The organism is Alteromonas gracilis, from assembly GCF_036870955.2.
GTDB classification, from domain to species: domain Bacteria; phylum Pseudomonadota; class Gammaproteobacteria; order Enterobacterales; family Alteromonadaceae; genus Alteromonas; species Alteromonas gracilis_A.
The window spans coordinates 3,206,368-3,228,215 of record NZ_CP145482.2; the positions used below are offsets into that span (position 1 = coordinate 3,206,368).

General features: G+C 45.1%; 18 protein-coding genes and 1 pseudogene. 9 read left to right on the forward strand and 10 right to left on the reverse strand.

What is annotated here, in order from left to right; genetic code table 11:
- Positions 1-70 precede the first annotated feature (70 nt).
- Positions 71-598: a PepSY domain-containing protein gene (locus V6N89_RS15515; RefSeq protein ID WP_338518339.1), complete on the forward strand. Its 528-nt coding sequence runs from the start codon at positions 71-73 to the stop codon at positions 596-598.
- Between the two features lie 6 nt (positions 599-604).
- Here the strand turns inward: V6N89_RS15515 and V6N89_RS15520 are convergent, their stop codons facing one another.
- The 4 genes from V6N89_RS15520 to V6N89_RS15535 all read right to left on the reverse strand — a co-directional run bounded on the left by V6N89_RS15520 (position 605) and on the right by V6N89_RS15535 (position 5,888).
- Positions 605-2,524, reverse strand: coding sequence for a TonB-dependent receptor plug domain-containing protein (locus V6N89_RS15520; RefSeq protein ID WP_338518340.1), 1,920 nt, complete (start codon positions 2,522-2,524; stop codon positions 605-607).
- Positions 2,525-2,636: 112 nt separating this feature from the next.
- The gene (locus V6N89_RS15525) at positions 2,637-4,511 is read right to left on the reverse strand and encodes a hypothetical protein (protein WP_346992916.1); all 1,875 of its coding nucleotides are present in this window, start codon (positions 4,509-4,511) and stop codon (positions 2,637-2,639) included.
- On the reverse strand, positions 4,478-5,407 hold the full coding sequence (locus V6N89_RS15530) for a WD40/YVTN/BNR-like repeat-containing protein (protein WP_346992917.1): 930 nt from the start codon (positions 5,405-5,407) through the stop codon (positions 4,478-4,480). Before V6N89_RS15530 ends, V6N89_RS15525 begins: the two co-directional genes overlap by 34 nt.
- Positions 5,346-5,888, reverse strand: a complete 543-nt coding sequence (locus V6N89_RS15535) for a WD40/YVTN/BNR-like repeat-containing protein (RefSeq protein ID WP_346992918.1) — start codon at positions 5,886-5,888, stop codon at positions 5,346-5,348. Before V6N89_RS15535 ends, V6N89_RS15530 begins: the two co-directional genes overlap by 62 nt.
- Before the next feature lie 323 nt (positions 5,889-6,211).
- Here V6N89_RS15535 and V6N89_RS15540 point away from each other — a divergent pair, with 323 nt between their 5' ends.
- Complete coding sequence (locus V6N89_RS15540) at positions 6,212-7,840, forward strand: methyl-accepting chemotaxis protein (protein WP_346992919.1); 1,629 nt, start codon at positions 6,212-6,214, stop codon at positions 7,838-7,840.
- 69 nt (positions 7,841-7,909) lie between these two features.
- On the opposite strand, the pseudogene V6N89_RS15545 reads toward V6N89_RS15540, so the two are convergent.
- Positions 7,910-8,798 (reverse strand): annotated as a pseudogene (locus V6N89_RS15545) (SDR family NAD(P)-dependent oxidoreductase).
- 153 nt (positions 8,799-8,951) lie between these two features.
- Positions 8,952-9,647: an SDR family oxidoreductase gene (locus V6N89_RS15550; protein ID WP_338518348.1), complete on the reverse strand. Its 696-nt coding sequence runs from the start codon at positions 9,645-9,647 to the stop codon at positions 8,952-8,954.
- A gap of 265 nt (positions 9,648-9,912) precedes the next feature.
- Between V6N89_RS15550 and V6N89_RS15555 the strand changes: the two genes are divergently transcribed.
- On the forward strand, positions 9,913-10,323 hold the full coding sequence (locus tag V6N89_RS15555; RefSeq protein ID WP_338518349.1) for a YhjD/YihY/BrkB family envelope integrity protein: 411 nt from the start codon (positions 9,913-9,915) through the stop codon (positions 10,321-10,323).
- Positions 10,248-10,697, forward strand: coding sequence for a YihY/virulence factor BrkB family protein (locus tag V6N89_RS15560; protein ID WP_338518350.1), 450 nt, complete (start codon positions 10,248-10,250; stop codon positions 10,695-10,697). Before V6N89_RS15555 ends, V6N89_RS15560 begins: the two co-directional genes overlap by 76 nt.
- Here the strand turns inward: V6N89_RS15560 and V6N89_RS15565 are convergent.
- From V6N89_RS15565 to V6N89_RS15580, 4 genes are all read right to left on the reverse strand, one after another.
- Positions 10,684-10,860 (reverse strand): hypothetical protein, encoded by a 177-nt coding sequence (locus V6N89_RS15565; RefSeq protein WP_338518351.1) that lies wholly within the window; start codon positions 10,858-10,860, stop codon positions 10,684-10,686. The two genes, V6N89_RS15560 and V6N89_RS15565, sit on opposite strands and share 14 nt — an antisense overlap.
- Before the next feature lie 21 nt (positions 10,861-10,881).
- Entirely contained in the window at positions 10,882-13,386 is a 2,505-nt protein-coding gene (locus V6N89_RS15570; RefSeq protein WP_346992920.1) for a sensor domain-containing phosphodiesterase, read from the reverse strand.
- Between the two features lie 191 nt (positions 13,387-13,577).
- Positions 13,578-13,913 carry a hypothetical protein gene (locus tag V6N89_RS15575; RefSeq protein ID WP_346992921.1) on the reverse strand — a complete coding sequence of 112 codons (336 nt, stop codon included), beginning with the start codon at positions 13,911-13,913 and terminating at the stop codon, positions 13,578-13,580.
- 11 nt (positions 13,914-13,924) lie between these two features.
- A complete protein-coding gene (locus V6N89_RS15580) occupies positions 13,925-15,055 on the reverse strand; it encodes a serine hydrolase domain-containing protein (protein ID WP_346992922.1) in 1,131 nt (376 codons plus the stop codon).
- A 215-nt stretch (positions 15,056-15,270) separates the two neighbouring features.
- On the opposite strand from V6N89_RS15580, the gene V6N89_RS15585 reads away from it, so the two are divergent.
- The 5 genes from V6N89_RS15585 (at position 15,271) to V6N89_RS15605 (ending at position 21,745) form a co-directional block, all read left to right on the forward strand.
- Positions 15,271-17,109 (forward strand): sensor histidine kinase, encoded by a 1,839-nt coding sequence (locus V6N89_RS15585; protein WP_346992923.1) that lies wholly within the window; start codon positions 15,271-15,273, stop codon positions 17,107-17,109.
- The gene (locus tag V6N89_RS15590) at positions 17,109-17,813 is read left to right on the forward strand and encodes a LytR/AlgR family response regulator transcription factor (protein ID WP_338518357.1); all 705 of its coding nucleotides are present in this window, start codon (positions 17,109-17,111) and stop codon (positions 17,811-17,813) included. The genes V6N89_RS15585 and V6N89_RS15590 overlap by 1 nt, the downstream gene beginning before the upstream one ends.
- A 90-nt stretch (positions 17,814-17,903) precedes the next feature.
- Positions 17,904-20,030, forward strand: coding sequence for a marine proteobacterial sortase target protein (locus V6N89_RS15595; protein WP_346992924.1), 2,127 nt, complete (start codon positions 17,904-17,906; stop codon positions 20,028-20,030).
- A gap of 127 nt (positions 20,031-20,157) precedes the next feature.
- On the forward strand, positions 20,158-20,724 hold the full coding sequence (locus V6N89_RS15600; protein WP_338518359.1) for a class GN sortase: 567 nt from the start codon (positions 20,158-20,160) through the stop codon (positions 20,722-20,724).
- Positions 20,725-20,785: 61 nt separating this feature from the next.
- Positions 20,786-21,745, forward strand: a complete 960-nt coding sequence (locus V6N89_RS15605; RefSeq protein ID WP_338518360.1) for an alpha/beta hydrolase — start codon at positions 20,786-20,788, stop codon at positions 21,743-21,745.
- Positions 21,746-21,848: the final 103 nt, after the last annotated feature.

Genomic DNA, 21,848 nt, shown 5'->3' on the forward strand with positions numbered 1-21,848 from the left:
TACCGACTAGAATTTTTACTCAAACTTGGTTTTGCCTTATAGTAGTTGCGGTTATTTAAGGTAGTATTACATGTCCTCAACGCTTCGAAGATTAAGCCGCAGCCTGCATTTGTGGTTGTCTTTAGTCATTTTTATCCCTGTTGTGATTGTTATCGGCAGCGGTTTATTGCTGCAGGTAAAAAAAGAATTCGACTGGATCCAGCCTCCTACCCAAAAGCTGCAGAGTGCAGCGCCATCTATGAGCTTTGACGATGTGCTTCAAGCTGTACAAAAAGTGCCGCAGGCTAACATTCAAACATGGGATGATATTGACCGCCTCGACGTTCGCCCAAGCAAAGGCATCATAAAAATAAGAGGGCGTAATCACTGGGAAGTACAGATAAACGCGAGCACGGCTGAAGTGCTGCAGGTTGCCTATCGCCGTACCGACACCATTGAGGCCATTCACGATGGTAGCTGGTTTTTTGAAGGTGCAAAACTCTGGTTATTTTTACCTGTTGCAATTGTGCTCTTTATACTCTGGCTAACAGGGTTGGTAATGCTGTACACCACACTAAAGAGCAAATATAAAAAACGTTACTATCAACTCAATCGTTAACGATGATCACAATAATAGCGTAGCGCCTAGCTGTATTCGTCGTCCTTGCGCAAAAGCGGCTCTATCGTCAGTACTTGCGTAAAAGAGCTGATTGGATACATTTTGAATACTTGTGTTTACCGTTAGGCGCGGTGATAGTGCGAGTGTAATGCCCATATCTAGAGTAGTAACGCTATCAAGAGGGCGTTCTCCGTCAGCTACATCCCGCTTGCTCGCGCGATAAATGACAGAGCCGAACCATCGCCATTGCTGTTTGTCGTAGCTTACCGTCAATCGTTGATTATGCGCGGGAATATCAGCAACGGGAACATCATCATCGTCTTCACCCTGCGTCCATGCACCTGCTATTTGGGCCCCCCATGGGCTTTGCGAAGGTCGCCATGCAAGTTGATAGGTCACGCCTTCAATTGTGGCGCTATCTAGATTTTGATACTGAAGGGTATCTGTATCTTCTCCTGTCGAATCTACAACGTTTTTTCTTTCGATGTAGTCATTTATGCGTTGGTGAAACAGCTCTATTGAGCCAGTAAACGCGTCATCTGAAAAATACAACGTCGCTTGAACATTGGTTGCTTTTTCTGTGGCAAGCGTAGTATCGCCAAGCACCGTGCCACGAGGCGTTTCCCCATTGAAAAAACGTTCAGTTAATGACGGGTTTCTAAACGCACTGGATAAGTAAACACTTGCGCTAAAGCGTGATGAGATTGCATAGCTCACCCCCGCGAATGCACTGACGTTGGTATTAGTAACATCATTAGATAAGTGCGATTGCTGCTGCCAATCTACTCGCCCTCCACCTGCAATGGAGATAGACTCAAAGGTGCGGCTTGCATCTAACACTCCCGCAAGGTTTAGTTCACTGGCGTCAAGTGTACGAATGTCGTACGCCAAAGACTCCGAAGGCAATGAAAACTCACGTTCATCTGTTATTACCCCTTCTCGAGAATTCATTTGAAGCTGCCAATTCGTTAGCCAGTGTCCAACTAATGCTTTACTTCCAATGCTCGCGCCAAAGTCCAGCGCTTCGCTGTTGCTCTCATTAATGCGTTGCTCTGGCCTCAGCGTATTCGTATCAAGGGTATTGTGATGCCACCACACGCTTCCCTTCACACCAACATCAATATCATTATTGCCTTGGTCATCGCCTGATAATGAAAAGCGCAATTTTCCTAAAAAGTGCTTATTTTGGGGGTAAATAGTTATTCTATCGTTTGGAAAGTCACTGCTTGATTTACCGATATCACGATTATCTGAATAGAGTGCCCACGCTTCTTCTACTGCACTGTCTTCTGACCGATGACGGAGGAAGAATGAGGTTTGCTCAAAACCGTCAAAAAGCTCACGACCGTTTGCATCTTCGCCGTTTGCCCCGTGGCGATGAGAAACATGCCAGTCCATGCTACCCAACGCATCTGCATAGCTATATTCCTGCATATGCTGGTTGTCACTCAAGCTCAACCGGACGTGAGGTTCAATGAAATCACCAAAGTGCAAATTTACCGCACCACCTATAGCACCCGATCCAAGGTAAGTTGACGTTGCCCCAGGCACAACTGACACACTCTCAATTAACGACGGCGGAACAAACCCAACGCTCGAACCCGCCCTGCGATCACTAATAACAGGTACGCCATCAAGAAGCGACTGCACACGCCAGCGAGAAAACCCCCTTATATTGATATTTTGCAGTTGCCCACCCTGGCCATTAAGGTTCACCGAAGGGGACTGCAGCAATATATCGTTGATATGGTTTGGCGTAACAATATTGGCTTGGTGGTATCGGTATTGAGGGAATATACGCTCTAGAGTGTCGTCGTAAAACGCGCGCTCAGACGTCACTGTGTATCGTTCAATAATGGTATCTGTCGTCGCAAAGGTATGAGTGCACAGCGCGACACTGCAAAAGGCAATAGTAAATCTAAACAAACTGGATAACTTAACTTTAATAACGTAACGCAGATAAAAGGGTCTGGTGACTAGTTTACCGAAAAACAAAAAACGGCAGAACTAAGTCTGCCGTTTTCTATCATTTTCGCTATTACTCAGCGATTACAGTAAGACCTGTAGTCCAAGGACCACCTTGATCTACTACTGACTGCTGTAACGCAGGTACGGCATTTTGCTGAAGCGCGCTGATACGTGCGCTCACCTCTGCCAAACCTTCACTGGCATAGCCAAGTTGGTCTTTGTGCTGCTGCGTTGGGCCGTAAGAAGACCACAACGCAGAACGCGCGTAACCAAGGCGGCTCATTACATTAGCCGGTTTAGCCCCTTTGCGATTGCGCGCTTCAAGACCGTAAAGTACGTTATTCACGTCGTGAATTTCGCGCTTAATGGTCGCATACTTGGCTTCAAGATCTGCCACATTGCTCGGTGTACGCGATATCGCCACGCGAAGCAGTTCCATTGTGCTCTCTAGCTGCTTTAACACTGCAGTTGAAGACATGGCTCGCTTTTGTGCCTTATCAAGTGACGCTTGGAACGCCTTGATATCTTGCGCAGAAGGCCCTTCCAGTGCGCCCGGGTAGATAGACTCTAAAACGAACTCTACTGGATCAGCTAGCTGAGATACCTCTGCTCCCTCACGTTTAAACAAAGTCGCGGTATATGTACCTGGCAATGCCATAAAGCCGCTATTGCTGCCGTCTTTCTTGGTAACAGGGGTCGTCAATGCGTAATCCATTTCCCACGTTACGCGATGCAGACCTTTCTTAGTGCTACCGTCAACACGGTTAACAATGTCTCCATTTGCATCACGAATTTCCAAGTAAACAGCAGGCTCTAACTCTTCAAGTTCAGCTTCAACCGCTTCCCAGCTCGGATATTTAGGATACTTTTCATCGTCAAGTAGCTTCTTCTCTGCTTCTTTACGCTTATCCTTCGCTGTCATCAAACTTTCTTTTAGATAATAAGTCAGCGTTGCACCATGCTCAGGGTTCTCAGCAACATAGCGATCATCACCGTCAGAATCGGTATGGTTACTGTCTAACTGGAACCACTTAACAGGGCGACTTGGCGCAAATAACAGCGCATCTTGTTCCATTGACTTCTTAGTCAACTGGCGAAGTGGTGCATAGTCATCAAGAATATATATACCACGACCAAATGTACCCGCGACTAAGTCGTTCTCGCGGCGCTGAATTTTAACGTCGCGTGTAGAGATAGTTGGCATACCACCATCTAGTTCAACCCAGTCTTTACCACCATCAACAGTAAAGAAAATTCCGAATTCAGTACCAATGAACATTAAGTCTTTATTCACGTGGTCTTGAACAATTCGCCATACTAAGTGCTTTTCAGGTAAATCGTCGGCCAATGAAGTCCACTTTTTACCTAGGTTTGTCGACTTGATCAGATACGGCTTATAGTCACCATACTTGTGGTTATCAAGTGCCACATACACAGTGTTAGGATCATACAGGTCGGCACGAATATCATTTACATATGCAGTAGCTGGAATACCGCGAATGTCATCAAGTTCAATTTTCTTCCAGCTCTTGCCACCGTCAGTCGTGACTTGGATGATACCGTCGTCGGTACCCACCCATAGAATGTTTTCATCAACTGGGCTTTCAGCAAAGTTAGCAATGGTGTGGAATTCAGACATTGCGTATAGGTCCCAGCCCGCTTCAACCGACCAGGTTCTGCCCATCATAGGCATGTGCATACGGTTTTTGTTTTGGGTTAGGTCTTTTGAAATAGGCGTCCAGCTGTCACCGCGGTCATCACTTCGCCATACACGCTGTGAAGCGAAATAAATGCGCTTAGGATCATGTGCCGACACATTGATTGGCGCGTCCCAATTAAAACGCTCAGCAGGGTCGCCTGGCAGTGGCTGTGGCTTAATGTAAACCCCATCTTTATTGGTGCGGTCAACCCTTACCAAATTACCTTGCTGCCACTGAGAGTACATAATATCTGGGTTGCCTGGCTCAACAGCCGCTGATGCCCGTCACCGCCTAGTGTTAGGAACCAATCTTTGTTTTTAATCCCTTCTTCTCTGTTGGTACGAGAAGGGCCGCCTTGCGTTGAGTTATCCTGAGCACCTGCGTACACAGTGTAGAAAGGCTTGCCGTCATCAGGCGCTACTTTGTAGAACTGAGTCAGTGGTAAGTTAGCCATGTAACGCCAATTCGCCATTCTGTCGTGCGACATGTAAATGCCACCATCAGAGCCCATTAGAACGAAATCAGGGTCTGTTGGGTGGAATGCCATGGCATGGTCGTCTACGTGCTTACGCTTGGTATTAATTGGCGTCCATGTCTTACCGCCATCATCTGACACCTTGCTGTAGTTACTAGCAATATAGACGCGGTCAAACTGGTGCTGGTCTGCAAAGATTTCTTGATAATAATGAGGGCCAGTTCCACCGCCCACTTCGTCAGACATTTTTGTCCAACTTGCACCTTGATCGGAAGAGCGGTAAAAACCACCTTTGCGGTTATCTGTTTCAATTGTGGCGTAAAGCACATCTGGGTTCATTGGCGATATCGCCATACCTATTTTACCCATGTTACCGCTTGGAAGGTAGGTTTTAAGCTCTGTCCATGTCTCGCCGCCATCATCAGAAGTATGAATACCAGCACCTTCATTCGTCCCCACGTAAGCAGCAATAGTACGCTGGCGAGACCATGTCGCCGCGTAAAGCTTATCCGGGTTGCGCGGGTCGATGAGTAATGACGTTACGCCAGTCCACTCATCAGCGCCTTTCAGTACATGTGTCCAGGTTTCACCGCCGTCGGTCGTTTTATATAGACCACGCTCGCCTCCGCTCAGTCCAAAGAGGACCTTGTGCTGACACCCACACAATGTTGGGGTTAGTAGGATGGATAATAATGTCAGAAATATGCTCCGACTTTTTCAAGCCCATGTTTTTCCAAGTTTGGCCGCCGTCCGTTGACTTATAAACACCGTCACCAAAACTGATGTGTCTACCACCGTTGTTTTCACCCGTACCCACCCATACGATATTTGAGTTACTCGGGGCAATGGTAACGTCGCCTGTTGAATACACAGCCTGTTTGTCGAAGATAGGCGTCCACGTGGTTCCAGCATTAGTGGTTTTCCATACACCGCCTGAACCTACTGCCGTGTACCAAGTAGATGGGTTATTTTGGTCAACCGCTATATCAGCAATACGGCCTGACATGTAAGTAGGTCCGATGCTTCTTAATTCCATTGCTTCAAATGTTGAGCTATTGAAAACGGTTTCTTTGTCTGACTTGTCTGCCATTACTGGCATTGAGAGTGCCATCGACACTGCTACCGCCGCTTTAAGGAGCTTGTTCATTATTATTATCCAGTGTGTTTTGTATTGTTAGGATCCAATTGTGTGACTTTATAGCATTACTTATATTTTCATTAAGTTGCAATCGCTCGTACGACCAACGTACCAAAAAGAAAGCTCAGTTATCGAATACTACTTTTTAATATTTTGGTTAAGTAGCGACTATCGTCCATCCAGCGCTTAAAAGCACTATCGTTGGTGCTCGAAGGTTAGTCACATTACAAAGTTTTAACAAAGATAAAACCCACAATATTAGACTAAAGTCTAGACTATAAATATATATCCAAATGAAATAACCACATAGATTTTGTGGTTTAGTGTTAACGATGAAAAAACTTAGTCTTAAACTTCAGCTTCGTCTTATTTTCGTATTTGTTTTGGTATTAGTGTTAGCGACCTCGGTTGTCAGCTTCCTCAGTATAAACACTACCCAAAATACCTTTGAAGGGTTTCAGCACGAAACAGCAAACGCGGTAATCATCTCAGAGGTTCAGGAAGGCATGTTGATGGCCCGAATTCAGGCGATCAAATATTTTTCAGAGAGCAGTAAAACCCATGTAAACAGTTTTAAAACCTGGGCTGATACCGTCGACAAGAGGTTAAGCCAAGCAAGGCGTCAGTTTACCGATAAAGAAAATTTAGCCAACATAGCCAACATGCAAAATGACTTCACTGATTACGAGCAGTCTTTTTTACGTTTGGTTGAAACAGACAATAATCCTGACTTGTCATCCCAAGAAATTACTCAAATTAAAAATCGTATCATTAGTGACGAACTTAATGTTATTGGCCCTCGCATGGCCAGTAAGCTGGATCTTGCAAAAGAACGAATAACCACGATTCAATCTGAACTCGGTCAAGACGTATTAGCCGTGGTCAAAACATCAACCACCCTTGCTGTAACGATAGCCATTTTAGCAACCGTGATTTGCACGTTTATTGCCGTTGTATTTCCTAATTTAATTTTAAAGCCCGTAGGTGGCGAGCCCAACGAAATAAAACACATTGCTGAAAAAGTTGCGCAAGGTCAGGTAAACGCCATCTCTACAACCGTTGATAATAAGTCAGGGATTTATCGAGCGCTTGCAAAAATGGCATCAGAACTTAAAAGCGTGCTTCATGATATCAATAGTGCGTCTGGCTCAGTCAACTCACTTGCCTCATCGCTAGAGAATATGGCGTCAGATACTTCCTCTGGCGCACACAAACAAATGGATACACTAAGCCAAATTGCGACCGCGATGGAGCAAATGGCAACGACAATTTCACATGTAAATGAAAACGCACAGCAAGCAGCTTCCAGTGCTTCACAAGCCAAAAATAGTACGCTGTCAGGCAGTCATTCTATTGAAAATAGCGCACAAAGCTTGTCACAACTAATCTCTCACATTGATGACGTGTCCCTGTCAGTAGAACGCCTCACCACCGAAGCACAAGGCATGAGCAGCATTTTAAACACTATCAATGAAATTGCCGAGCAAACTAACTTACTTGCATTGAATGCCGCAATTGAGGCCGCAAGAGCCGGCGAACAAGGTAGAGGATTTGCCGTTGTTGCCGACGAAGTGCGCACACTTGCATCGCGCACTCAGCTCAGTACTGATGATATACAAAGCAAGCTCACACACCTTCAAGCTGAAACCCAAAAAGCAAAAGCTTTGATGCTGGAGACAACTAAAAAAGCTCAAGACACAAGGGAGGCATCGGACAATGCGCAACAAGCATTTGAAATTATTAATGGCGCTATAACGCAAATTGATTTGATGAACCAACAAATTGCGTCTTCCTCCGAGGAGCAGTCGGCGGTTGCCAAAGAGATCAATAATCTTGTCATTGGTGTTAACGAGCTTGCCCAGAGTACATCTCAACGGGCGTTAAACACCACAAACAAAGCGAAAACCCTAGCAAGCACAGCAACAACTTTAGAGAGCAGGTGTGCCTATTTTAGTGTGTAGGGTCACCGTTGCTCTCACAACAACGGCGACCCTACACATACAATCAAGGTATGAACTTCGCCACATAGTTTAAAAGGTAACAATATCGTCGTTAACCAAGTGACCCACAATATCGCTGTTCTCTGCGTCAGCAAAGGCACTATCGATAGCTTTAAAGCGACCTAGCTGTCACTTTGCGATAATTCGGGTGCGTGTATATATAGGTTTGTTTTGAGTGTAGCGCTTCAATAACTCTTTCAGCCAACATGGTTACTGGAATACCGGACTCAACAGCTCGTGCGGCAGCTTGGGCACCGGCTTTTAGTTTTTCTTTGTCTACAGGTTTGTCTGATGCGACTGCATATTTTTGTTGGCGATTGCGATACGACTCATGAATTCGCGTTTTAACAAATGCTGGGCACAACACAGAAACGTGAATATTGTGTGGCTGCAACTCAGCAAACCAGCTTTCTGACATAGAAACCACTGCCGCTTTCGATGCGCAATATGCTCCGGCATAAGGCATGCCCATCATGCCTGCCATAGAAGCAACATTAAGTACCCAGCCTCCTTCACCATGCGCTTTAATGGCAGGTACACAAGCCTGCGTACCATAAAGCACACCCATAACATTGACATCCATAACCCAACGCCAGGTTTCGTGTTCTGTATCCTCTATTTTTCCCGGTGTACCACCGACCCCAGCGTTATTGATAACCATATGTACTTTGCCAAATGTATCTTGTGCACGAGAAACAATGTCTTGCCATTGGGCGTAGTCGGTCACATCAAGTGCACACGTTAAGACGTTATGCCCGTCCTTGCGCAATTGCTCTGCTGAGGCATTCAGTGCATCTATGTCAATATCGCCCATCACAATATTCATGCCCTGCTCGGCGAGTGCCCCTGCGAGTGCAAGACCAATTCCCCCTGCTGCACCTGATATAACAGCAGTTTTTCCTGAAAAGTCGTTTGGCATGGTGCTCTCCTGTTTTACTTAAGCTTTTTAACTTCGACAACGATGCATAAAGACTAGGCTGGCACCTTAAATTGGAACACTTTATTTAACGAATTTGTCTTACTTCATGAAATTGATAAATAGCGGCCGAAGAAGATGTGAAGCAACAGCCTGTTACTTGGTAGGCATGACGTATACTTCTCTCACGCAAGATGAATCGCTCGCATTGAGCGCAAACACCACAGCATTTGCAATATCTTCGGGTTGTAGCTTTTCTTCTTTAGGTTCGTCAAAAAATGGCGTGTTAACCATACCTGGGCAAATCGTAGTACAACGCCCGCCCCATTCACGCATTTCCTCTGCTAGATTTAGACCAAAACCATAGGCAAACCATTTGCTTGCACCGTAAACCGAACCTTTAAGTGCGACGCGCCCCGCAACAGAACTTGTAATAATGAAATGTCCCTGTGTTTTGCGAAGTGTCGGTAAACTGGCTTTAGCCGTGTAAAGCAGACCGTTTACATTAGCGCCTAGCATCGTGTCCCAGTCTTTTACCTCTCCCTGCTCAATACCAGATGAGCTCGCGCCAGTGCCAGCATTAGCAAAAACACCGTCAATGCGTCCAAAACGTTTTTCTATTGCCTGAAACGCCTGCTCTAGTGCTTCATAATTACTGACATCGGCGACAAAAGGATATGCAGAACCTTCACCCAATTTTTCTACCAACTGAAGAAGTTTTGCTTCAGTCCTGGCAATAAGCGCCACACTAAAGCCCTCGTTAACCAAACGCTCTGCCGTTGCTTCACCAATGCCACTAGATGCTCCAGTTATCGCGATAACGCCTTTTTTATCTGCGTGCTGTTCATTCATATCACTCTCCTCTCGAAACCAAGTAATAGGCGGAAATCCAACAATAGCTCTTGCAACTAACAAGCCATCACCATGAAGAGTAAGCCATTGATTTTATTTAAAAAAGAAAAAAGAAATTTACTAACGCAATTTAAAATGTCAAAAAGACAAGGAGTATGAAGGTTTTACAAAAGGTGCTCAGCGCCAACTGGCAGATAAACTAACCCATTTCAGGCTCATCGCTGCTGGTACTGCTTTTTACTTCCTACTAGCTGCGTTTCCTTTAATGGCTTCAACAATTTCGCTTTACGGTTTGATAGTAACTGCAGAGCAACTTCACCAACACATGCAGCTTCTTATCAATGTCATCCCGGGTGAAAGCAGATATATTATCAATGAGCATTTGACCTCTTTGTCACAAAAATCATCCAGCACATTAGGCTTTGGGTTCATATTCACATTAGCGCTCTCATTATGGAGTAGCAGCAAGGGCGGCAATGCGCTTATAACGGCATGCAATGTGTCCTATATCGAGCCGCAAAGTAGAGGTTTTGTGGCCGGACTGATAGCTAGACTTGTTTGCACCCTACGAATGCTGTCTGTATTGATTATCGCCTTGGTATGCGTGTCGTTTTTGCCAGAAGTATTGGGTGCTGTAACGAGTCGAAGAATGCCCCCCAAAATGCAAGCTGGATAACATGGCCATCTTTGCTTCTCTTGTTCAATTTATGCCTGTCTTTACTGTATAAGTACGCGCCAAACCGCAAATCTGCAAAGTGGCGCTGGGTAACTCCAGGCTCATTTATCGCTACAGTGATTTGGATACTAGCGTCGAGTGCCTTCTCATTCTATTTGGATGAATTTGCACGATATGATGAAACCTATGGTTCAGTGGGCGGGATCATCATTCTCTTAATGTGGCTTTATATTAGTGCGTATGTCGTATTGATTGGTGCAGAGATAAACGCGGCAGCAGAACTTGAGACAGCAGCTGACAGCACCATAGGTGATGATAAACTTATGGGAGAACGTGACGCAGTTGTTGCGGACAATAAACCTAGGGACTTGTGAGTTCTTGCTCAAAATCTTGAACGAATTTATGCGCCCACGCCAATGCGGAACGCTCATCAACGAAGCGACGACGATGAAAACTGTCATCATCAGGCGGAAGGATCAATGACGTTAAAGGAGACAAACCTTGTTTTATCAAGGTAACGACATAATTAGAAAACATAGATCTTGGGCGCTATTGAATTTATGCAGCGCCTGACAGCCATGCTTCAAAGTCTTTTTTAGCTAACGGTTTACTGAAGTAATACCCTTGAAATAGTGTGCATCCATAAGATGCCATTAGTTCGACTTGCTCAAGCGTTTCTGTTCCTTCAGCAACGTTCGTTAAATCCATTGCCTTACTTATCGCAATTATTGATTTCACCAGTTCTCTATTGCGTTCGTCATGAAGACCATCTACAAATGATTTATCAATTTTAAGTACATCCAACGGCAACTCGCTAAGGTACGAAAGCGATGAATAGCCAGTCCCAAAATCATCTAGCGCCACCGCAATGCCAAAACTTCTAAGCGCATTCAACGTCGCAATGGCTTTATGGCGCTCAGTTAACAAGCCAGACTCAGTAAGTTCAAGTTCAATGAGACTAGGTGATATTTCGCGCGACTCAATTGACGTCATTAGGTGCTGAATAAATTCACTGTCTTCAAATTGAGATGCCGTGGCATTAATGGCTACTGGCACTACGTTCAACCCTGTAGATTGCCATCTTGCCATATCATCAAGTACGCGCTCTACCACCCACTTCCCTAGCATGTGGATGACGCCGGTTTCTTCTGCCACCGGAATAAACTCAGCGGGAGAAACGAAGCCTCGCTTTTTACTAAACCAGCGTACCAGTGCTTCAGCGCCAACAATGTCGCCGTCGCGATTCACTTTAGGTTGATAGAAAACATCGAGACCGTCTTCGCTTTGTAATGCCGCCAATAAATCAGCCTCAAGCTCACGGGCATGCTCTACATCCATAAGCAAGGCTGGGTCAAAGAAAGAAAAGCGGCCTCGACCTTGCTCTTTTGACACCATCATTGCCTGCTCTGCCGCGCCAATAACGTCAAAACTGGAATCCAATTGGGACGGAAATACAACGGCTCCCATCGTGCAATTTATGTTTATTCTTCTATTACCTATTTCGCACGTTTTGCTGACAATAGCTTGAATAGCGGTCCAGTGAACGTTGGTAACTTTAGCAATATCAGCTTTTATGTCAGGTATCACAACGGCAAACTCATCCCCGCCGCAGCGTGAAATAAAAACCCCCTCATTTGAGTAGCTTTGTAATCTGTCACCCAACACCTTCAATACTCTGTCGCCCACGTCGTAGCCATATTTGCGATTTACCTCACCGAAGTGGTCAATATCAAATAGCATGAGTAGCGCTTGATTATGGTCGGTGTAAAAACGCGAACGGATGTTATTGATAAACCTCAGTAGCTTGATGCGGTTAGGCAAACGCGTTAAATAGTCAATGTAGGCCGTTGCCCTTAATTCATCTTGAAGTATTTGCCGTCTAATCTCAGCGCTGATTCTTGTGGCAAATACATCGGTAACCGTTTTAACAGTGGCATCGTTTTGTAGCGGCGTTTTATAAAGTAATACCAGAACGCCAATCGTGCACTGCTTGCTTCCGACAATAGGGTATCCAATATAGGCTTCAATGCCTTCTTCACGCAAAAATGCGTCATCAGGATAATCGTCAGCGACATGAGATTGATGCACGCAGGCATCAATAGATAAGACGTTTTCGCAAGGTGTACCTTTTCTATCGTAAGCAAAGTTTTCTATTCGAACTCCACCCTTAAAGGCAACCTTGGTCACAATCTTTTGGTCATCGTTGGCGTCGACCAAACCAAACAGCACATAGTCAGCTTTGGTATAGCGGGTTAATAGCTCTACACTTTCTTCATAAAACGCATGCTGCCCATCTTCATTGGATATCTGTGCAAGCTCAGCAAACACATGCTGAAGCGCACTTTTTTGTTCAAACTCCTTTACTAATTCATTCGATTTTTCTTTGAACCCACGGCTTATCATGCCTAGAACAAGTAAAGACAATACAGTAGAAGGCACGCCGCCCACATAGACCCAATTCAGGTTTTGCTGATCTATTTGAAAGCCCACAACACTGGATCCAAATTGAAGGGCAATAGTAAGCAGTAAGGCTCCAAACAAATACGTTTGCTTTTGCTTAAAAAAGCGAACTACGCAGTACATCATAAATAGAGAAGACAAACCGTAGCTCAAATGAATAAGTGGAAAGTAAGCTCCCCCTTCACCTTTTAAAACCGAGGCATAATCTCCAAAGACTGTCTGGTAGGAGACGAGCTCGACATTTTCACCGTAGCGAATAGAAAAGTCTGAGAATATATTGATAAAAAGCAACGGTAGTGAAAGCAGACACCACGTGTAGAAGAGCGCATTGACATACTTAAACCTAGTCCATAAGCCCAATACAAGAATTAAAAACGGATGGCCTAAGATAATACACAAAAGGTGCAGCTTGCTAATGAACACGGCGTCATCGACGCTAGTAGCACTGTGCAATGACAATGAGCACCAGTGGAATAAAAAGAGGATGACGTTAAGTAAGGCCAGTACTACAAAATAAGGTCGTTGTTTGTCTATACCCGACAGCAAAATACTAATGGCGCACACTGCGTTCATTGTCATTAGCACACTGTAAAACTCTGTCATGTAAGGGTTCCTTTGCACAAATGCATCAATCCACTCCCTTCCATCATAACCTTATAAAAACCGCTGCACATTATTTAATCATAGCGGACTTTTTTGATAAAACGTCTTTGGATTATTAAAAATAAATAAAAAATGCCGAGTAAGAACTCGGCGCCAAAAATAGCGAATGATTTAAAAGGAGCGCTTAGTTATTACTTTGGCGCTGAAGACATTGGGAAATATGAAATTTCGTCGCTGCCTTCTCGGCTTACCACAATACGTTTTTTGTCTCCAAGTACCTCAATACTCAATAAATTAGCATACCCGTCTGCGGCATATTTACCGTTGCCGACATGCACTAACTCACCTTGGGTCTTGTCGCTCCAAAGCATTAGGCGACCATTGTAGATGAGCTTTCCATCCTGCTCTTCAATTGACAGCTTTTGGTCAAATATTAGGTCATACGTCCCCACCATAGCCTGTCGCGCCTTCAATGCCTGCTGACTGTCTGCTGGCGTAATAGGTTTTTCCCAATTCAATTGAGCCAATACATCTGCTGTTAGGGTTTCAATAACGGGTATACGCGACGGGTTTCCGCCATTACCGAATATTGCAATGCCACGCCCCCTTCCATCGACCCCATGATATGACCTCCCGTGCCTGTATTAGAACCGCCATGAGAGAACCAGTCTATATTGCCTTTTGCCTCAACTCGCATCCAGCCTAAGCCCCAACCGCCTGTGGTATGTAACGTTTGAATTTGTGTTGTTGCTTTAGCTACATTCTGAGTAATGACATTGGTTTGCTTACCAGCTAATGCTTTTTGCATTTCGATGATTAAGGTTGCCATATCACTCGGCGTACTCCACATTCCCGACGGCGCTATTTGTGGACATATTGGCAACCCTGCACCTATCACCGTTAAGTCATTGTGATGAACATTGGCTACATTGGTAAGAAACGCCTTGTGGTTAGGCTGATACATGGTTGTTCGAGTCATACCTAGCGGCTTGAACAACATGGACTCAGCAAGTTCAGGCAACGACTTTCCCGTTAGATCCTCAAGCGCAATTTGTACGATGACATAGCCACCGCCGCTATACTCCCAACTAGTACCTGGCTCGAACTTCAAGCTAATGGGTTTGTCATAGCGTGGAACCTTTACGCCGTTTAGACTATCTATCGCCGTTGGTACATCGTCACCGTCATAATAATCGGCAAACCCGCCTTGCGTTGTCCCTGCGGTATGACTCAACAAGCGTCGAAACGTAATGGCGTCAGGCTCTGGAAAGTCATTGGTATTCAAAGTCCAGCGCTTAAGATATTTGGCAACAGGATCATCGATAGATAACCTTCCCTGCTCTTCCAACATGGCCACCAGCAATGCGGTTACCGGTTTAGAAATTGACGCGGTAGAAAAGGCCGTATCATCGTCAATTAGTTCACCAGAACCGAAACGCTTTTCGCCACTTGTTGCCTTAAGTACCACCTCATAATTGTCGATAACCGCTAGACTCACGCCAGGGAGTTTATGTTCTTTTAACAGCTTATCGAGCTTATCTTGAGTAATATGTAAACCTGATGGTGACGCTAAAGCTGACTCCTCAGCAGCAGCATGGTTAATTGCGGCTATTTGAAAACCTGAAAGTGCGAAGGTTGCACCAAAAACTAGCGTTTTAATGAGTGTCATCGTTGTATCTCCTCGTAAAGTAGTTCATACCTTAACCAGAAGTACACAGCGATTTTGTCATCAATTCCCAAACGGCATCCAGACATCCCCAACGGCACCAAGGACGCTTCAATAGCGCAAGAAAACTGTGTAAGGTAGCCATCTGTTAGTACGTTTTTTGTTTTATAGAATGTTGTCGCGCTCCACGACACTAAAACCCATAGGTATCCCTTTTTGTGCGAATAGTTAACTGGTTTTATTTAGCACTCATGGCGTTTGTCATTTGGGGCCTCGTACTTATGCACAAACCAGCACTGCAGACGCTTGTTGAGCCCTCTTCGTTTTTTGTATTGCAATCAGATCAAACCGCTTTACCGTCTGACAGTGCAAACTGGCAAGCCCAATCCATAAAGAGTCTCGCGTTATCTGACACCCCCATTTGGTTAAAATTCACATTGGACTTTGATAATCCGCTGGAAGACGCAGGTGCGAAAATAACCAATATAGATGACCCTATGTCACAACCTATGGACGCAACTGGTTTGTTAATTTCGGTACTTGGTGCATATACCGTCTATTTTAACCAAGAATTCATCGGTTCAAACGGCCAACCCGCTCATGCTGGTTATGAAGAAATACCCGGAGACATCGACAGTGTCTTTTTGCTTCCACCGCATCTCATTCAGCCTGGCACCAATACGGTTATGATGCGTTTTAGCAGCCAGCATCGGCCCAAAAACCTGTCTTATAGTGGTGTCTGGGTATTAGCCGATCAGTATGTTCGCCTCGTCAACATTAACGAAGAGCGAGTGCGCCTACCTATGATGATGCTAAGTGCCTTACTGCTCGTATCTCTGTACTCATTTATGGTGTATTTCTCCTCGCTTAAAAATGTCAGTTACCTGTGGTTTAGTGGACTGAGTGTGGCACTAATGTGCCTCATTGTTGCTGAATCTTGGAGAGGGCTTTTTGGCTATACCTATCAATGGCACGTGTTTAGAATGGAAGTTGTATTGTGGCTAACATTAGCCATAAGCCTTCTGCTGCCTATGTTTTTTGTTGCCTTATTTGGTTTTAGCAAGCGCATATCCCTGATTTGTCTTGCGATAATTGCTCTGTCTTGTGGTGCGGTTATGCTTTTTGTCGGGGGCTATGATTATCGCAGTTTTATCTTATTCAGTGTTGGGCTAGCAAGCAGCTTCATTGTTTGTGTAGCCAGCTTAATTGCTAAAAAGCAGCATGCGTGGATCATGACAACAGGGTTAATGATATTTGTATCACCGGTACTGCTGAGCCGCTATTCCTTTATGGATCAGTACTTTTTTGTGTCGTTCATAGGCCTAGCCTTATTAATGCTTATGGTGCTCAATCAAACGCAGACTGAACGCCAAAAAGCGCTAACGCAATCTATGTTAACGACCCAAAGGCTCGAGCTGGAGCTTGTCAAAAAGCAGCTTCAGCCCCATTTTATTTTAAACACGCTAACGGCAATTGAAGAATGGGTAGACACTGCTCCAAAAGAAGCTGTGATTTTTATTCAAGCGTTAGCTCAAGAATTTCGACAGATGGCGCAGCTAAGCAGCCAATCGCTCGTAACACTCGCCCAAGAACTGGCCCTATGTGAAACTCACCTAAAAATAATGGGCTATCGCTTCGACGCCACTTTCACATTGGAGACCATCGATGTGGACCCGCAGCACTCTATTCCACCCGGCATCATACTAACGCTTATTGAAAATGCATTTAGCCATAATTATTACGACTCTCAAGCCTACACATTTGCGTTGTCATGCAAGGTGAACACTAGTACAGCGGACAATAGTAAAAAAATGGCAACCTATACATTTACATCAAAGCGCAGCACTCTTACAAATGAACATGGTGAAGGTAATAGCAGCCCTAGCACTCGAGGCCTAAATACCGGTGTAGGGAACAAGTATATCAAGGCCAGACTTCGCGAAGCGTATTCAGACGCTTGGGAATTTGAGGAAATCGTCAGGCCCGATGCATGGTCAGTAGTAATCAGCCTTCCGGCAGGAAGTGAAATAGATACCAACCAAAAGGCAGAACTCTAATGCAAATTGTACTGGTAGAAGACGAACCTATGGTTGCAAGGCGGCTTCGTCGATTTATAAGCGAGAGTACGCAAAACAAGGCCACAATTCGTCAATTTAGTAACCTAGACGATGCACAAGACAATTTAGCGACCCAGCCTGCTGATATATTGTTTCTCGATTTAAATCTTCATGGCAAAGATGGCTTCACCTTACTGAATGAGCAGCTTGCGCAGCCGTTTCATACTATCGTTGTGTCTGCTAACACAGACCGAGCACTTGAAGCCTTCGAGCTAGGTGTATTGGACTTTGTCGGAAAACCCTTTACTCAAGAGCGCATCGATAAAGCGCTTAAGCGCTATACAGACAAAAACTATAAAGGGCAATGCAAGCAACTTTCATACAAGAAACAAAACAGCGTTCACTTTATCAATATTAACGACATTCAATTTGTGCAAGCAGCTGGGCACTACAGCGAAATCACAATGCAAAACGGTGACGTTATCTTACATGATAAACATCTCGATAAACTTATGCAGATATTGCCAAACACCTTTGTAAGAGTGCATCGTTCTTACGCTATTTCATTGCACGAAGTATCAAACGTTTCACAAAAATCAGGCGCTAAATATATAGCTCATCTTAAATCAGGTGCGAGTGTGCCTGTGGGTAGAACCAAATTCAGTGAACTTGTAACCCAACTCGAAAACCTTTCTTCGACATAATTCTCCACCACCTTGCCATAAGTTATCACCGCATAGCGCCTTATTTATTGGCGTTAATAGCAATACCCTTTGCTTACACTGTGATATCCCATGTTATTTTCAAAAACCCCAAAACGAGAAATCTTTGATCCGTACCGCGAGCAAAAACCTTGGTTCAACCAACCAAGAAAAAAAAACACTACGCCACATATCACATTGTTCTTAGTGGGGTTGCTGTGCTTCTTGTTAGGCGTGCTATTAAGCCCTGTCGCGCGGGCTGACGCAGGTGAACTGCTTATGCAAAACGATGATGGAAGCAGTTCGCAAGCCCTGTTACTGCACACCGATATCAAACTCTCGGTCAATGGCATGATAGCGCATGTCACGTATAAGCAAGTTTTCACCAACAATAGTGATACGTGGAAACATGCCATTTATACCTTTCCACTGAACGAGAAAGCCGCCGTAAATGATATGGAAATGGTAATTGGCGAACGTGTCATTCGTGGCCATATAAAGCCAAGGGCCGAAGCGAAGAAAGCTTATGAAAGCGCACTTAAAGCAGGAAAAAAGGCGAGTTTGACTGAGCAGCAGCGGCCTAACCTTTTTACCCAGCGCATTGCTAACATTGCCCCGAATGAGAGCGTCACAATTACCCTTAAGTACATACAGGAGGTCAGCTACCGAGACGGTGAGTTCTCTTTTCACTTGCCGACTACGCTAACGCCTCGCTATATCCCTGGCAGTGTTCTACAGCAGGTATCATTAAATGAATTAGAAGCAAGTGAATTAAAGGAAAGTGAAAGCATGTCAGCCTTATCGAGTGGCTGGGCAATGCCCACCATCGAAGTGCCTGACGCCGACCAAATAACCCCTTTTATGTTTGACGCTGACAATGCTCGCAACACCCATCACTTGTCGTTCAATGCGTCGTTAGATATTGGCATTCCAATCGAGCGAATCGACAGCCGCTACCACGATATAACGCGACAAGATAATGCAGGTGTAACAACAATTAGCTTGCGCAACAATCAAACGCGCACGAACCAAGACATCTTACTTTTATGGCGTGTCGCTCCTGCGGTCACTCCGCGTGCTGCAGCGTTTACGGAAAGGTTTGAAGATAGTGACTATGCCATGGTGATGCTGATGCCTCCCCAAGTTAGCGCATCGGCGCAGCATGACTTTGCTCGCGATGTCACTTTTGTTATCGATACCTCAGGCTCTATGGGCGGAAGACCAATAGAAGATGCTAAGTCTAGTTTGCTAATGGCAATCGAACGTTTAGATGCAAAAGACAAATTCAATGTCATTGCGTTTAATAGTAACTACTCACTGCTTTTTCAACGCGCTCAGCCTGCCGACCTTCAACACAAACGCTACGCGTCTGGCTTTGTTTCACGTTTGTCTGCCAATGGCGGTACGGAAATGGCGGGCGCGCTCAAGGAAGCCCTTAACGCTCCATCCGATGAAAACTATCTAAGGCAGGTTGTGTTTATTACCGACGGTGCTGTTGGCAACGAGGCATCGTTATTTGCCCAGATTAAACAAGACCTTGGGTCTGCGCGACTATTTACGGTAGGTATTGGCAGTGCGCCTAACAGTTACTTTATGACACGGGCCGCGCAGTTTGGAAAAGGAAGTTATGTGTTTGTTGGAGATAGCGACGATATTCAATACGAAATGCAGCGCCTCTTTCACAAGCTCGAAAGCCCTGTACTTCGAAACCTAACGCTTACCCTTCCCCCGCATTTGCAGCAGTCGGCTGAGATATTTCCAAAACGCGTGCCCGACTTATACGCTGCCGAGCCACTTCTCATCAACCTTAAAGCTGTGCAAGATGCCCCGCGAAATGTCCCGCTTAGTGGTGAAATAACCCTATCCGGTAATATCAAAGGAAATGACGGGAACACTTACCCGTGGTCTCGTGCTATTTCCATCCCGCCAATTACCACATCAAAAACTGAACACAAAGGAGTAGCCACAGCATGGGCTCGCAAAAAAGTGGCGGCACTGATGGATGAAAAAATGTTGGGAAGAGACGAGGCACTAGTGAAAAAAGACATTCTAAACGTCGCACTTCCCCATAAGTTAATAACCGCCTATACGAGCTTTGTTGCTATAGAAGAGCGTATCTCTCGCCCCAAAAACCATACTGCAACCTCGGAAGTGCTGAAAAATGCTATGCCAGAGGGAATGCAAATGCGCGCGGTGAGTTTTCCACAAACTGCTGCTTGAGTATAAACGCACACTTATTTGTTGGCATTCTTGCTCTGGTTGCTTATTTGAGTTTAAAGGGTTTTATGCTAATAACGCGCCTCCCGACAACGTCAAAAACACGCAAGACAAAAACGAGAAATGCGACATGATTAAACGTTATATCGCCATTTTGCTAATAGGTGTATCGGCGTTAAGTTTTGGCCAGGCGCTTTGGATAAGCGTCAAGGCTGAACTTGCTCAAATCTTAATAAAGAATGCATGGCAAGACAGCATAGACTCGCAAACCATAGAGAAACCGTGGACGTGGGCAGATACCTGGCCAGTTGGAAGGTTAATGCATCCAAATAGTGAAACTGACCTGTACATATTGGAAGGCGCACAAGGCAACGCACTAGCCTTTGGTCCTGGCCGCCATTCAGATTCCGCCTTATTAGGAAAAGGCATTACTGTCATTGGTGGTCATAAGGACACACATTTCGCTTTTCTTAAACACGTGGAGCTGGGTGATATGATGCAGCTACAGTTACTTGATGGCAGATGGTTGCCCTATCGCGTGGCAGATAAGCAAGTCTACGACTCCAGCAAAGGGCCTCTACCTGTCGCAACTAGCGGCTTTTATGTGTATCTGGTGACCTGTTATCCATTTAATAGCCTAGATAGCTTTAGTTCAGGAGGACCACTGCGACTTGTGATTACCCTATCGCTTAGCTGAGCAAGCCCTCACTAAATAGGTTACACTCGAACAAGGATGTTCATAAAAAGCGTAAAAAGGAATGAAAAAGTCAGTGCTAAATCACGAACTGCCACTAGGTTTGTCAAGCGGTGCCTACCAGCGCCGCGCAATGCCCATTTACAAAGGTTTCCGCCTTGCCGCCGCGGCATTTTTTATATTTGCAGGCAATGCGAGTGCTGATGTTACGCCTCTATCAGTGTCTCAATCGGCCTCTGGAATTGAGGCGTCTGATTTACCAGCGTCAGGGACAGCAAGCAACACAGCAATCATAGAGAAGACATTCACTATTGAAAGCTTGGGCCGCGAAAGAAAAGTTCGTATTTATTTACCGCCCAACTATCAACAAAGTCACGCACGCTACCCCGTTATTTATATGCACGATGGGCAAAACCTTTTTGACGATAAAACCTCTTACGCTGGTGAGTGGCATGTGGATGAAACGCTAAATAAACTCTCAGCATCCCAGAACCTTAATTTTATTGTAGTAGGCATTGATAACGGCGGCGAGCATCGAATGAATGAGCTTTCCCCATGGCCACACAAGCGCTTTGGAAATGCCGAAGGTGCCCAGTACTTGGCGTTTATCACCAACACCGTTAAACCTTACATTGATAACACCTATCGTACACTTACCGATGCCCAAAACACCGCCATGATAGGCAGTTCGATGGGCGGCTTAATGACGCATTATGCGGCACTAAAACATCCTGGCATCTTTGGTAAAGCGGGCATATTTTCTCCTTCTTACTGGTTTAGTAAAGACGTTTTCACCTTCACTGATGATGCAGTTATCCCTAACGAAAACCGTTTTTTCATTACTGTGGGCGGAAAAGAAGGTGAGTCTATGGTGCCTTATGCCATTCGCATGACCGAGGAGCTCACCGACAAAGGGCTAACAAAAGCCAACCTGTTTTCCCATGTGGTCGAAAACCAAGAGCATAACGAAGCGTTTTGGACTGATGAATTTGAACAGGCGGTAGTATGGCTGTTTAAACGTTAATTGTTTAAACGCTAATCATTTAACGCTAATTATTTTATGTTAACCAGTGTGCTTGCCCGAGACTGCAAAAATGCAATAAATGCAGACACTTGCTTTGCAACAC